Below are 15,319 nucleotides of genomic sequence, written 5' to 3' on the forward strand. Positions count from 1 at the left end.
TATGATAAACGTACACTCTTATGAAAGTATGGGAACATTCGACGGGCCGGGTCTCCGGCTCGTCGTTTTCCTTCAAGGATGCCCTTTCCGCTGTCTCTATTGCGCCAATCCGGATACAATAGACGTAAAAGGCGGTATTCCCACCTCTCCGGATGAAATTTTGCAGATGGCGATCAGCCAGAAAGCCTTTTTCGGCAAGAAAGGAGGAATCACCTTTTCCGGTGGAGAGCCCACTTTACAGGCAGAAGCCTTAATTCCCCTATTTAAAGAGCTGAAAGCAAATGGCATCCACATCTGCCTGGACAGTAACGGAGGAATATGGAACGATAAAGTAGAAGAATTATTCAGTCTGACAGACTTAGTACTGCTCGATATCAAGCAATTCAATCCGGAACGCCACCGCATACTGACAGGACGCGGCAATGAACAAACCTTGCATACTGCCTCCTGGCTGGAAGAACAGGGACATCCATTCTGGTTACGTTACGTATTGGTTCCTGGATATAGTGATGCAGAAAAAGATATACGCGACCTCGGTAAAAGCCTCGGCAAATTCAAGAACATCCAACGGGTAGAGATACTTCCATACCATCGCTTGGGCGTACATAAGTATGAAGCCATGGGCTGGGACTACAAACTGAAAGATGTGAAAGAAAATACTTCCGAACAACTGTCACATGCCGAGAACCTGTTCCGGGAATATTTTTCAAATGTAGTGGTGAACTGAGCAACGCTCAAATCCCGTGCATCAATAAGTCAGGCGGATTCCCGCCTGCAATGTAAAGTTACAAGGATTTTCCTTACGTATGGTCTGCACGTCAGAACCATCGTCAAAGAAATAAGAAACTCCCGGCTCTACATACAATCCAACCTTATCGCTTACGTTATACTGCGCTCCCACGGCACCCATTACCGATAACTGTAAAGGCTTCACCGTTTCGTTCTCACTCCCAATCTTCCCGTACACACACTTCTCTACAGCACCGCCTGCCGAAACATACATCGTGAAAGATTTCTTATCTACAAAATTCCAGTTGGCACGTACAGGGATACCTATATAGTGCAACTTCTGGCTCAACTTTTCCGAACTGTCATCAAACTTCACATCCGAAGCAAGATAGGTATAAGTCAAACCTGTTTCTACCGAGAATCCTTTTGCCAGATTCTTTCGTACAGAAAGCCCGAAACTCAAAGGTTGCTTATGATCAATGGATTCTATGCTTCTCTCGCGCTTACGCAAATATGGCAAGCCGTCTTTAAAGAATACTTCCTGGCCTTCGGGAATAGAAACAATACCGTTACCCATAGCCATAAAATCAAGTTTTCCGGAATTCACGCCATAATCATACGCAGGTCCGTACTGGTCACCGCCATTTCCCAATACATTGCCCAAACCGCCTGTATTTCCGATTCCCAATCCTACAGACCATCCGTTCGACCTGGAAGAGGATTTACGCTCAACAGGAAGTTGCAACTTATCTTTCCCGGACGGACGCCGACGTTCCATTTGCCTGTTTTCCGGTTCTTCAACCTCCTTTGCCTCTGTATTTGCCGTAACAACCGGAGTTTCGTTACCGGAATCATCCACTACCTCAACCGGTGTTCCAGAAGACACCAATTCCTCCTCTTGTCCGGTTAAAGGTTCAATATGCTGTGCAACCAGTGAATGAGTCGGGGCAGGAGCCATTGATGAACTATTACGTGCTTCATAAACAGGTTTAGTTGCATCTGTCTGTGCCGAAGGGGCCGTCCGTTCGGGCAAAATATCCGGAGCCACAGCCAAAGCAGGCATATTGGCACGGCGCACTTCATCCCCTATCGGACTTTGCAACAGCCACAAACTGACGGATGATACAGCTACCAACAATACAGCAGCCGCAGCTGTAGCCCAACGGCGGAAAGGAATGAACTTCTGTTTTCCGATAACTGGAGGTGTGGAAACGGACAGTTCCTTCTCCAACCGCTCCCAACCGGAAGCGGGTATCGGTTCAGAATAATCTTCCAACCGCTCCTTTATCTTTTTCATCCACAATTCATCTTCCATACGTTCTTTCATTTATGTATTTTTTTTCATCCACTCGCGTACTTTCGTGGCTAAAGCCGCCTTGGCACGCGTTAGCTGCGAGGCTGATGATTTTTCATTAATGCCCAACATCTGGGCTATCTCTTTATGGGGCTTTTCTTCAAAAACATATAAATTGAACACGGTACGGTAACCGGCAGGCAGTTCACTGATAAACTGCATCAGTACTTTTTGGGGAATGACATCCACAATCGAAGCTTCCGGATCTTCATACGCCTCAGGCGCATTATCCAATGTAGACGACTGGGACATTACATCATTTTTCCGCAAAAATTGCAGCACCGTATTTACCATCACACGTTCCATCCACGCACGCAAAGAACCCTCGCCCCGCCACGTAAATTTATCAAAAGAATCGAACAGTTTCAAGAAACCGTCATGCATCAGATCCTGTGCAATCTCCCTGTCACCGGCATAACGTAGGCAAACGCTGAGCATGCGTCCCGCATAGCGCTCATACAGCTCCTTGCGAGCAAGATTATCTCCCTGCCTGCACCGTTCTGCCAATTCCAATTCTTCCATTCTTCCTATTAACACGTGTTTACCTTATAAATACAATGGCTACAAAAATACTGCATCAGTCAGAGAAGAAAATCATACTTTTATTTCTTTAACAGTCTTCTGCGCAGTATTTAGTTCTCACCTGCATTTTTCAAATACGCAGAATGGAATTAAACTAAAAAAGAATAAAACCTACCACTTATGAAGAAACAGAGAACGATATTCACGGCTTTCATGCTTTTATTTATCGCTATGCCAATGTTGCAATCCTGCCTGGACAATGATTGGGACAACCAATATCCGTCCTTGTTTGCCATAGGTACCATAAAGGTAATAGAGGAAAATGATTATTATTTTACGCTAGACGAAGGCAGCAAGCTCTACCCGGGTGACACGACCGCCCTTTACAATTATACAGTCGTTGACGGACAGCGTGCATTTGTCTATTTCGACGAGTTAAGTGAAAAAAAAGAAGGATATGAATACAATGCCCAGATTAAGCATATAGAAAATATCCTGACTAAAGACATCTATTCCATGCCTGCCGACAAGGAAGACAGTATAGGCGATGACCGTATCAATATCATAGAACCTTTATGGATTACAGGAGACTTCTTGAACATCAAATACCAAATTTACCATGGTAACAATAAGGAAAAACTGCACATGCTGAATCTGGTAATAAACGAAGAACCTGCCGACGAGAATGACAAACCGGACTATCTTAACCTGGAATTCCGTCATAATGCCTACAACGACAATCCGGAAGTATTGGGTACCGGACTGGCGTCTTTCAGATTGAACAACATAGCCGATTTATTGGAAGGTAAAAAAGGATTGAATATCCGTGTCAGGAGCATTTACGATGGGGTGAAACATATCACCCTTGATTTCAAGGAAAAAGAGGAATAATTCCTCCAAATTTAAATTTCAGCATCTCAATAGGGAATATATGGGATGGCATAGCGAATATGTCATCCCATATTATTGTAGCCTCATTTCAAACGACTTCTTCCTTTATCTTTGTCCATTCAATATATTATTTCTATATTTGCTCAATATCTGGCAAACAAACAATAGAGCAAAAACATGAAAAACATACTCAAAATAACTATACTAACCATTTGTTTACTGGCGCAAACTTGTTTTCTTACTGGCAGTAATACAAACACCAAGAATATCGATTATATCCTTATTATCAACACCTATGCCGACTCCAACCCTTGGAGCAATAGTTTTATCAATCCTATTATTCGCATGGCCTCTCAAAACAATAAGATTGGAATATACGCAGCTCATTTAAAGATGCTTACCCTAAAAAGCCCTAACAACTTGAAGGCTTTCGAAGAAAACATACTCAAAGAGCTTTCTTTCCGTACTCCAAAACTTGTGATATTTATAGGAAGCGCAAGCTTTATCTTATGCGATGACATTGACCAAAAATGGCCAGGCATCCCCATGCTATTATGCGGAGAGCATGATTATACCGGTCCTGAAAATCTTATCGCACAATCCCATGCCCTGTCTCCGGAACAACACATCCCTATCAGCCAGCTACAAAACAGATTTAACTTAACCCTGTTGCATGCTCCGAACTATATGAAAGAAAATCTACAACTGATGCAACAACTCATACCTAAAATGAATAAGGTCATTTATATAGGTGACGGTACCTACACTTGCCAACAGAACAATCATGACTTGTCCAAAATCATGCGCACGAAGCATCCTGAGATGGAATATGAATTCATTTCCGCAGAAAGCACCTCTTCAGACAGCCTTTTCACAATACTAAGCCAACAAGATCCACAGACTACCGGTTTTCTATTTTCCTCTTGGCTACGCAAGGAAGATTATGAAGGAAATGCTATCATGACCACAAATTCATACCGAATTATCGCCACGTCATCTGTTCCCCTTTTTTCACTTAGGACTATTGGAGTCCAGGAAGAAGGAGGAATTGTCGGCGGATATATCTATAATGAAAAAAAAATCATAACCCACCTTTTGAATACGATCAAAGAAATTCTGGACGGAAAACCGGCCCGTAACATACCTATTTACCGGGCAGAAAATGCCTGTCCCGTCTTTAATTACCAATCTCTGCTTCAACGGAACCTTGATCCTAAACGCTGCCCAAGAGGCACTATATTCTATAATGACCCTCCCTCTTTTTGGGAGCAATATGAATATACAATCATAGGATGCGCCAGCTTTATTTTCTTATCACTATTAGCCTTTCAATATCATCGTGTACGCGTTCTCGAAAAGATGAAACGTATCCAGCAGAATGAATTGGCAACCATTGGTAAATATTATAATCTTATCAACAACATGCCTATTCTTTATCTGTTGGAAGAACTTGAGAAAGATGCAAGCGGCAAGATTATCGGAGTTAAAATTGTTGATGTAAACAGACATCTTGAAGAAAGATTCTGCAAAAAGAGTGATATCATAGGAAAAACAGGAAATGAAATATTTCCTAAATCCATGCCGCAATTCCTGCATTTCATGAACATAGCCATGACAGAAAAGCGTTCTGTCACTTTTTCTTATTATCATAAAACGGTAGATACTTTCTATGACATCGTGGTCAATCTCAACGGTAACGAACAATACATGGATGTATTCTGCATAGACAGTACAGAATTGCACCACGTACAAGAGCAATTGCGCTCTATCAACCATAAGCTATCCATGGCACTCGACATAGCAAACATAGTCCCTTGGAAATGGGATTTACAGAGTCATACGATACTTTGCGATGTAAACAAACCTATCGAACTAAGTACCCATCACGAAGAGATTACCGAAGAACAACTATCTGTACCCGACAATGAATATTTTGCCAAAATCCACAAAGAAGATCTTCCCAAAGTAAAAGAGGCCTATGCCAACTTGATTGCAGGACGCACCCAAAAGGTAAAGGAAGAGTATCGTATCCTCAACCATATAAACGGGCATAAACACATTGACTGGGTTGAAGCCCAAGCTGGTATAGAAAGCTATGACGACCAAGGAAACCCTCAGACATTGGTCGGTTCTTCCCTGGTCATCACAGAACGGAAAAAGATGGAAGACGACTTAATATCCGCTAAAAACCGGGCAGAAGAATCCAACCGTCTGAAATCTGCCTTCCTCGCCAATATGAGCCACGAAATCCGCACTCCACTGAATGCCATTGTCGGCTTCTCCGGGATTCTGGCTTCCATCGAAGAAGAGAAAGAAAAACAGGAATACGTCAGTATCATCGAAAACAATAACGCATTGCTATTACAGCTGATCAGTGACATTCTTGACCTCTCAAAAATCGAAGCAGGAACCATGGAATTTATCTATTCGGATTTTGAGTTAAACAAAATCATGGCAGAACTTGAAAGTTCTCTCCGCCTGAAGTTGCCACCGAATAAAAACATCAGCCTGACCTTTGAACCTCAATTACCTGTATGTTACATTCACGCAGAGCACAACCGGCTCTCACAGATCATCATCAATCTGGTAACCAATGCCATTAAATTCACCGATGCAGGCAGTATACGGTTTGGTTATGAAAAGCGTAATAAAATATTGTATTTTTACGTCAGCGATACTGGCTGCGGCATCCCAAAAGACAAAAAGGAAGAGATATTCGGCCGTTTCGTCAAACTCAATAATTTTGCACAAGGTACAGGCTTGGGACTTTCTATCTGCCGGACACTAGTCCAACACATGGGAGGCGAGATAGGTTTAGATTCCGCTATCGGTAAAGGTTCCACTTTCTGGTTTACCCTCCCCTATGTCCCTGCAACTAATGTGCAGCAACAGGAGATAAAATCAGAACCTATCAAAATCAAAAAACAAAAAATCACTATCCTTGTGGCTGAAGACCACGACAGCAATTATCGTCTCATCGAATCTATTTTAAAGAAAGACTATAATTTGATCCACGCATGGAACGGGGCAGAAGCTGTAGCCATGTTCAAGACGTATTCTCCGCAACTCATCCTGATGGATATCAACATGCCGGTTATGGACGGATATGAAGCAACCAAGGAGATACGCAAGTTTTCTACCCGACTCCCCATCATAGCGATAACAGCATTTGCCTATGCCTCCGATGAACAGAAAGTCATGGAAAGCGGATTCGATGCCTATATGTCAAAACCCATCAATGCCAACCAATTAAAAGGGCAAATAACCTCTATATTAAAACAACATATCATGTTTATGTAACTTGCCTTTCTCTTTGCTGCAATCTGTCTCCATTCCAAAGTATCCGGAGACAGATTGTATTTCATATCTCTTTTATCCGATTTAGGAGTCCTGTTTTCCGGTCTCGGCAAAAACTTCCCCGCAAATCACAGGAAACCGTCCTACTTTTGGCGAAAAGTAAAAAGAAATATGAAAACAAAAGCACGATCCATCCTATTGTCCGCCCTTTCCTTCCTGCTGGCAGCATGCGGAGGCAAAGAACTGAAAAAAGAACAAGATCTGTTAGTTTATACCGCAGATGCAACCACCCTCTCCCAACAGAACAACAAAGAGTTTCCTTTTATATCCCAACCTTTCCGCACCTCGGAACTGTCATTCAGAGTCGGCGGCCCCATCAATCTTTTTGATGTCTATGCCGGTAACCAATACAGACAAGGCAGCCTCATCGCCGAGATAGACCCGAGAGACTTCCGGATTCGTAAGGAACGTACCGAAGCGATATACCGTCAATCCAAGGCAGAATTCGAGCGTATCGAGGTGCTGTATCAAAAGGAAAACATTTCGGCAAGTGCCTACGAAAAGGCAAAGGCCGACTATATTTCGGCAAAAACGGCTTTTGAAACAGCAAGTAATGAGTTAAAAGATACACGTCTGACAGCTCCCTTTACCGGATATGTGGGTGAAGTCTATATCGAAAAATACCAGGATGTAAAAGCAACCCAGCCGGTTCTCTCGCTCATTGATATACATCAGCTCAAAATAGAGATTTTCGTCACACAGGACATAGCTTATGCCGCACAGAATATGGACAGCATCCTTTTGCGTTTCGATGCCATACCCGATAAAAACTTCAAAGCCAAAATAGCCGAAGTGTCCAAAGGAACTACCCGCAACAATCTCTCATACTTACTGACAGCATTCCTTTCCAATCAAGACGGTGGACTCTTGGCGGGCATGTCCGGTAAAGCGATACTGGACATCTGCCAAGCAGAGAGCCTGTCCGGAGTCTGCATCCCCCAGACAGCGCTCTGCCACCGTCCTGTGGAAGGAGACTATGTATGGACCGTCAATCCGGAAACACAGGTCGTGAACCGGAGGAAAGTGACAATCGCCAAGCTGTTACCCGACGGTCGTGCCGAAATCAGCCAAGGCTTAAAGGCAGGCGAAACTGTAGCTGTCAGCAAACTCCGTTTCCTGTCCGACGGAATGAAAGTAACCACTACCTCTAAGACAAAACAATCATGAAACTGGTAAAATTCTTTTTGCAGAAAAAAGCAGTCACCTTGTTACTGCTGGCATTAGTGCTGGCGGGCGGTTTGTTGGCCTATATCAAAATGGGCAAGTTGGAAGACGCCCCTTTCACCATCAAACAAGCAATGGTACTGACTCCCTATCCGGGCGCCTCCCCATCAGAGGTACAGTCCCAGGTCACTGATATACTGGAAGAATCTATCCAGTCGCTCGGAGAACTTTATTACCTGAAAACGGAGAACCGTGCCGGCTTGTCCAAAATCACTGTTTATGTAAAAAAGGAAATACGTGCAGACGAAATGCAACAGCTTTGGGACAAGCTCCGCCGCAAGGTGAACGACGTACAAGGAAAACTGCCTGCCGGTGCAGGCCCTTCTGTAGTAAATGATGATTTCGGAGATGTATTGGGCGTATTCTATGGACTTACAGGCGAAGGGCATACTTACCGTGAACTGGAAGATGAAGCCAAGCTCATCAAAAATGAGTTCCTGAAAATAAAAGACGTAGCCAAAGTGGAAATTTACGGCACCCAGACTCCTACCATCGACGTCTCTGTCAGCCCATCGGTTATGGCACGCAGCGGAATCACAACGGCTGACATCGCCCACGCTTTTGAAGCACAAAATAAAATAGTGGATGCGGGAGGGATTGATGCAGGAAGCAACCGCATCCGTATCGAGTCCACCGGAAATTTCTACTCCTTGGACGATATACGCAATCTCACCATCGTATCGCGCAGCGGCGAACATTTCCGCTTGGCAGATATAGCCCGGATAGAAGAAAGCTACCAATCACCTGCCAGCAACCTGATGCGTATCAACGGACAACAGGCGGTAGGCATTGCCATTTCCACCGTTCCTACAGGAAACGTCGTTGACATGGCAAAGGCTGTAAAAGAAAAAGTGGACCAGCTTTCCGAAACCATCCCCCAGGGGTTTGAGCTGACAAGCATCTACGACCAAGGTTATGAATCGGCAATAGCCAATCAAGGCTTTATTTTGAACCTGATTATCTCCGTACTTACAGTAGTTGCCATCCTGCTCTTCTTTATCGGTTTCAAAAACGGCTTACTCATCGGCAGCGGACTGGTATTTTCCATTTTCGCCACACTTATCGTCATGCTCGCCACCGACATAGCCTTGCAGCGCATGTCTCTGGCAGCCATCATCATTGCCATGGGAATGCTCGTGGACAATGCCATCGTGGTGTCAGACTCAGCACTGATAAATATGCAACGCGGCATGCGCAAGCGCGTAGCCATCATGCGTGCCTGTTCTTCTACCGCCCTGCCTTTACTGGCCGCCACAGTCATTGCCATCCTGACCTTTCTGCCCATTTATTATTCACCGCACATTACCGGAGAGTTATTGTCTTCTTTGGTAGTAGTCATAGGTGTATCCCTTATGTTCAGCTGGGTGTTCGCATTGACACAGACCCCCTTCTTTATCCAAGAGTTTGTACGCCGTCCGCGACCGGAAGAATTGCCGAACGACCTGTTCGACGGAAAATATTATAGTCTTTTCCGTCAGTCCCTACATGGGGTTATAAAGCACCGTTACCTGACTATCGGCAGTCTGGTCATCTTATTGATCCTCTCGGCCTGGAGCTTCAAGTTTATCCCGAAAGTATTTGTGCCCTCACTTGACAAGCAATATTTCACCCTGGACATATGGCTGCCCGAAGGTACCAATATCAATGAAACAGATCATCTGGCGGAAAAGATGGCAGACTACATTAAACGACACGAAGAAACAGAAATGGTATCCACTTACATAGGCCGTACCCCACCCCGCTATTATCTGTCCAATGTAGCCTTCGGCCCCCAAAGCAACTATGCCCAACTATTGGTAAAATGCCACACTTCCAAGGAATCCCGCCGGCTGAACGCCTTACTGCAGGACTCCATCCGGCTGAAATTTCCGGAACCGCTTATCAAAGTCAACAAGTTTGAACTAAGCCCACTTACGGAAGCTGTTATAGAAGCGCGCTTTTTAGGCCCCGATCCCGCTATTCTGGATTCACTTGTCGGAGAAGCCATTAAAATCATGCGCCGCAACCCAAAAGTCGCCGACGCACGCAACGAATGGGGAAATATGTCTCTGATGCTCCGCCCGGTTTACGACCCTGTAAAAGCGGGAGAACTGGGTATCACCAAAGCACAGATGATGCAATCTGTCAAATCCATCAGCGACGGTACTCCGGTGGGCATTTACAGAGATGATGAAAAGAAAGTGCCTGTTTTACTGAAATCGGCAAACTACAACATCACAGACGCACAGTCGCTCGGCAGTTTCCACGTATGGAACGGAGAACGCTCCGCACCACTGTCACAAGTTACGGAGCGCATAGAAACGTCCTGGGAGTTTCCACAGATACGCACTTATAACCGCCAGCTATCCATGGCGGCCATGTGCGGCGTAAAACCGGAATATACTATGGCAGAAGTACATGGAGAAATACGCAAAGAGATAGAAAGCATCCGCCTGCCCGAAGGATATACTTTCTTTTGGGACTCCCAGTTCAAGGATCAGAAAGAAGCGGTACAAGCCATCACCAAATTTTTCCCGTTGGCATTCCTGATGCTGATTGTGATATTGGTAGCCTTGTTCGGTAATTTCCGCCAGCCGATTATCATTCTCTGTGTGCTTCCACTGTCACTTATCGGGGTTGCCATAGGCATGTTGCTTACCGGTTTTGACTTCGGTTTCTTCCCCATTGCCGGATGGCTGGGGTTATTGGGAATGATCATTAAAAACGTCATCGTGCTGATAGATGAAATCAATGTACAGCGTCGGAGCGGAGTCCTTCCTTATACGGCAGTGGTCGAGGCAACCGTTTCCAGAACCCGTCCTGTACTGATGGCAGCTACCACGACCATTCTCGGAATGATTCCCTTGCTGTTTGACATAGCTTTCGGCGGTATGGCAGCCACCATTATTTTCGGATTGACTTTTGCCACCCTGCTCACATTGTTCGTGACCCCGGCATTGTATGTATTGTTCTATAAAGTAAAAATCAAATGAGTATGAAAGCCCTATATTCTTGTGTGTTTATTTGCATAGTATGCACTCCGCCCGCATTCTCCCAACAAAGTCCACTATTGGAGAAGTACAGGTCCATGGCTCTGGAATATAACCATGACCTGCATGCGGCGGATAAAAACATCGCCTCCAGCATCGAGCTGGTAAAATCCGCCCGCGCTGACCTCAAGCCCAAGCTGTCCGGTAACGCCGACTTCCAATATACAGGAAATCCTCTGGAACTTACCGCCCAATTGCCGGGAATGGACACCCCTCTTTCTTTTGAAGGACGCGACATGAAATATGGAGCTTCCCTCAGCCTGTTGCAGCCTATCTATACCGGCGGACGTATCCTCGAAAGTATCCGCCTGGCAAAACATCAGCAGTCCTTAACGACTCATCAAGCCGAACTGCTTCTGTCTTCGGTCTGCTATCAGACCGATATCCAATATTGGAACACAGTAGCACGGGCCGAACTGGTGCAAGTGGCCACCGACTACCGTAATTCCATAGCAGATCTGGTACAAACGATCCGTGAACGTGTCGATGTAGGGCTTGTTGATCCGCAAGACCTCCTTATGGCAGAGGTCAAATTGAACGAAGCCGAATATCAGTTACTCCAGGCACAAAACAACTTCGACACAGGACGCATGGCTCTAAACTCTCTGATTGGAGCCGATTTGAAGGCCGAAACCCCAATAGAAGACACAATTCCGTCTGTAACGCTCCCCGACACCCTGCTGTTGCATAACGGCAGCAACCGCCCGGAACTCATGATAGCGCATGACCGGATAAAAATGGCCGAAAGTACTTCACGATTGAACGATTCCAAATACAAGCCACAGTTATACATAGGTATAGACGGCAGTTATTCTTCTCCCGGTTATGACTTTCGTACAGACATGGATCCCAACTATGCCGTTTACGCCAAGTTGTCTGTCCCCATTTTTGAATGGGGTAAACGTCGCAACGAAAAGCGTGCCTCCACCTGGAAAATAGGCATGGCAAATGACTACCTGAACAAAGTAACGGATAATATAAAACTGGAAGTACAAACCGCCAAGACCTCTCTGGCACAGTCCATGCAACAAGTCTGTTTGACCGGCAACTCCCTGGAAAAGGCCCGTGAAAACGAACGCAAGGCACTCGAACGTTATGAAGAAGGAAAAATATCCATTGTAGAAGTCATTGAAGCGCAAAACTATCGCCAAAGTTCGCAGATAAACTATGTCCAGGCCAAAGTCTCGGCACAAGGACATTATTCCGAATTGATCAAAGCATTGCATAAATACTGAATGATATTTTATTAACTTTGCCCTCATGAGATGGAATCACCTGATATATTGCCTGCTGTTCTCCGGACTGGGAGCGTTCTCCTACCTCCTGTTGGTGAACTATACAGATTTAACGCCCCGCATAGCTGACGCGTTATACTCCCGGGGAGCATTTGTATTCTTCATTCTGGCATTCAATGTATTGGGTTATACCACACTCCGAATCAGCTCATGGATCAATACCCAATATGCCGTCAACGTGCGTTACCGTTGGAAGATACCGGCCATCTACATAGCCGTCATGTCATTGTACCTGCTTCTGAACTATGGACTGCTGATCTCCGCCAAGATATTGGCAGGTTCATCCAACCCTTTCACGTTTGCCGGTGGCGGCTGGCGGCTTCTCATAATAGTCTGGCTCGTCGAACTGGTTATTTTAGGACTGGTATTGAGTAACCGTTCCATGCTGAATGCCTTGAGGCTACAAAGAAAGACAGCAAAATTACAAGCTGAAAATGATACCGCACGCTACACAGCTTTACAGAATCAACTTAATCCGCATTTTCTGTTCAACAGCCTCAACACGCTGATTGCGGAAATAGAATACAATCCCGGAAACGCCGTCAGTTTCACCAAACACCTTTCCAGTGTTTACCGGTATGTCCTGCAAAGCCAGAGCAAGACATTGGTCACGTTGAGTGAAGAACTGGAATTTACCCGTTCTTATCTCTTCCTGCACGAAGTACGTCTGGGCAACTGCCTCCATTGTGAATATGACATCCCTGCCGACAGCAAAGACAGTCTGCTGCCACCACTCACCCTACAGTTATTGGTCGAGAATGTCATCAAACACAACTCCATCACCCAAAGCAAGCCCATGACCATCACCATACGGATAGAGAATGAGTATCTGGAGGTAAGCAACCCCATACACCCCAAGAAAACCACCGCTTCTTCGGGAGTGGGCCTGCAAAATCTTGCCAAACGTTGCCAACTCATGTCCGGCGGGGATATACTCATTGAACGTCACACTGAAATATTTACCGTAAAAGTACCCTTGCTATATGAATAGACAGAATGCAATCATAATTGAAGACGAAGTACCCGCCGCCCGCCTGCTGCACTCCATGGTCTCCCGTATCCGCCCTGAATGGAATATTACCATTCTCCCCGGAAGTGTAGATGATGCCATAGCCTGGTTTGCCTCCCATCCTCATCCCGACCTCATTTTTTTGGACATACAATTGGCAGACGGTAACTCGTTCGATTTCCTGTCTTCGGCAAAGCCATCTTCGGCCATTATTTTCACCACTGCCTATGACCAGTATGCAGTCCGTGCATTCACGGTGAACAGTATAGACTATATTCTGAAACCGGTGGATGAGCAGCGGCTTTCGGACGCTATTCTAAAATATGAGACCTTGCAAGACTGCGGACGCCCTCTCCCGGACGATTATCTGGCTACTTTGCTCGACGCCCTTCAACCCCGCGACAAACGGTACCGTACCCGTTTTCTCATCTCGGGCATAGATCGTTTCTGGTCACTTCAAGTAAACGACATAGCTTATTTCTACTCGGAAAACAAGGTTACTTTCGCCGTTACCCGTACCGGACAAGAGCACATCATCGACCTTTCATTGAGCCGGTTGATGGAGCAACTCGACCCGGACCGTTTCTTCCGTGCCAACCGGCAAGTCATTGTATGCATCACCGCCATTGACCACGCCGAACCTTATTTCAACGGGAAAATCGTAGTCACCGTCCGTCCTCCCTACAAAAATAAAATAACCATCAGCGAAGAAAAACTTACAGCTTTCAAGCAATGGCTTAACTTCTAATTCAAGAGAAAGGCGTATCTTTGCAACTTATTTATGCAAAACTACTCTCAAGAATTATGAAAAAAGGACTTTTATACGCCATACTGGCTTCTATCCTATGGGCTATTGTCAACCCGTTTATCAAACAAGGGTTAAGTTATGATTTCACTCCGATGAATTTTGCGGGCATCCGATTTATCAGTGTCGGCATTATCCTGTTCGCCTACACTTGGCACAAAGGGATGTGGCGGGAAATCAAGCAACACAGCAAGCTCTTTCTTAACCTGATCTGCATCAACATGTTCATGGGCTATACCGCTTTCTATTTCGGAGTGGATTTTGTAAGCGGCGCCATATCATCCATCATCATGGGAATGACCCCTCTCATCAACGTACTGTTGGCCCATCTGCTGGCAAGCAATGACAAACTGAATGCACACAAAATTATCAGCCTCATAGTCAGCCTCGTCGGTCTGCTGCTGATTGTAGGAATGGGCAGTGACGGCGAGCCTTTGGACTGGAAAGGAATTACCGGCATTGTACTCCTGCTGTTCAGTATCATCTTCCAAGGATATTCCGCCATTTCCGTGTCCGAAGACAAAGGCAAGGTAAACCCCATCTTTCTGAATGCCGTACAAATGTTTTTCGGTGGCCTGCTCATCTACTTGGTAGGATTGGGAACGGAAGGTTACCATTCTTTCATCGGCAAGCCCGCAGGATTCTACATCAGCCTCGGCATTCTTGTCTTCATTTCCGTTTTCGCTTTCAGTTTCTGGTTCATCGCATTGCAAAGCAAGGGAGCCAAAGTCAGCGACATCAATATGTGCCGCCTCATCAACCCTATTTTGGGTGCTATGTTAAGTTGGACCATGCTGGCGGGAGAATACCCCACTTTCAGTACAGTGGCAGGCATGCTGGTCATTGTCAGTTCACTGGTAATTTACTTCAAAGGACCGGAGATTGCAAAGCATATACACAAAAATAAATAAAACTCTGTTCTAAGCTTACGAATATGTATTCGCAAGCTGCGGATATATGTTCAAAGGCTGCGGATATGTATTCGCAACCTTTGAACAGAGATTTCTCCTAACTCCTACAAACTTTTATAGCTGTACCGAAGAACTTTTCTATAGGTATGCTGCCATTTCTCTATTATAGATAGATACTTGTCTATTATAGATA

11 protein-coding genes are annotated in these 15,319 nt (G+C 45.3%); 9 read left to right on the top strand and 2 right to left on the bottom strand.

Going from position 1 to position 15,319, the window contains the following annotated elements:
* Position 1 precedes the first annotated feature (1 nt).
* Positions 2 to 727, top strand: a complete 726-nt coding sequence (pflA, locus tag HMPREF9446_RS04600) for a pyruvate formate-lyase-activating protein (protein WP_039968567.1) — start codon at positions 2 to 4, stop codon at positions 725 to 727.
* A gap of 21 nt (positions 728 to 748) precedes the next feature.
* Here pflA and HMPREF9446_RS04605 read toward each other — a convergent pair whose 3' ends face one another.
* Positions 749 to 2,056: a porin family protein gene (locus tag HMPREF9446_RS04605; RefSeq protein WP_009124264.1), complete on the bottom strand. Its 1,308-nt coding sequence runs from the start codon at positions 2,054 to 2,056 to the stop codon at positions 749 to 751.
* Entirely contained in the window at positions 2,057 to 2,605 is a 549-nt protein-coding gene (locus HMPREF9446_RS04610) for an RNA polymerase sigma factor (RefSeq protein WP_009124265.1), read from the bottom strand.
* A gap of 180 nt (positions 2,606 to 2,785) precedes the next feature.
* On the opposite strand from HMPREF9446_RS04610, the gene HMPREF9446_RS04615 reads away from it, so the two are divergent.
* From HMPREF9446_RS04615 to HMPREF9446_RS04650, 8 genes are all read left to right on the top strand, one after another.
* Positions 2,786 to 3,496, top strand: a complete 711-nt coding sequence (locus tag HMPREF9446_RS04615) for a NigD1/NigD2 family lipoprotein (RefSeq protein ID WP_009124266.1) — start codon at positions 2,786 to 2,788, stop codon at positions 3,494 to 3,496.
* 177 nt (positions 3,497 to 3,673) lie between these two features.
* Entirely contained in the window at positions 3,674 to 6,796 is a 3,123-nt protein-coding gene (locus tag HMPREF9446_RS04620; protein WP_009124268.1) for an ATP-binding protein, read from the top strand.
* Between the two features lie 168 nt (positions 6,797 to 6,964).
* Positions 6,965 to 8,020, top strand: coding sequence for an efflux RND transporter periplasmic adaptor subunit (locus HMPREF9446_RS04625; RefSeq protein ID WP_009124269.1), 1,056 nt, complete (start codon positions 6,965 to 6,967; stop codon positions 8,018 to 8,020).
* Complete coding sequence (locus HMPREF9446_RS04630) at positions 8,017 to 11,049, top strand: efflux RND transporter permease subunit (RefSeq protein ID WP_009124270.1); 3,033 nt, start codon at positions 8,017 to 8,019, stop codon at positions 11,047 to 11,049. The genes HMPREF9446_RS04625 and HMPREF9446_RS04630 overlap by 4 nt, the downstream gene beginning before the upstream one ends.
* A gap of 2 nt (positions 11,050 to 11,051) precedes the next feature.
* Positions 11,052 to 12,341: a TolC family protein gene (locus HMPREF9446_RS04635; RefSeq protein WP_039968589.1), complete on the top strand. Its 1,290-nt coding sequence runs from the start codon at positions 11,052 to 11,054 to the stop codon at positions 12,339 to 12,341.
* Positions 12,342 to 12,366: 25 nt separating this feature from the next.
* A complete protein-coding gene (locus tag HMPREF9446_RS04640) occupies positions 12,367 to 13,392 on the top strand; it encodes a sensor histidine kinase (protein ID WP_009124272.1) in 1,026 nt (341 codons plus the stop codon).
* Complete coding sequence (locus tag HMPREF9446_RS04645; RefSeq protein ID WP_009124273.1) at positions 13,385 to 14,158, top strand: LytR/AlgR family response regulator transcription factor; 774 nt, start codon at positions 13,385 to 13,387, stop codon at positions 14,156 to 14,158. Before HMPREF9446_RS04640 ends, HMPREF9446_RS04645 begins: the two co-directional genes overlap by 8 nt.
* Before the next feature lie 56 nt (positions 14,159 to 14,214).
* Positions 14,215 to 15,126, top strand: coding sequence for a DMT family transporter (locus tag HMPREF9446_RS04650; protein ID WP_009124274.1), 912 nt, complete (start codon positions 14,215 to 14,217; stop codon positions 15,124 to 15,126).
* Positions 15,127 to 15,319: the final 193 nt, after the last annotated feature.

The organism is Bacteroides fluxus YIT 12057 (assembly GCF_000195635.1).
Classification (GTDB): Bacteria; Bacteroidota; Bacteroidia; order Bacteroidales; family Bacteroidaceae; genus Bacteroides; species Bacteroides fluxus.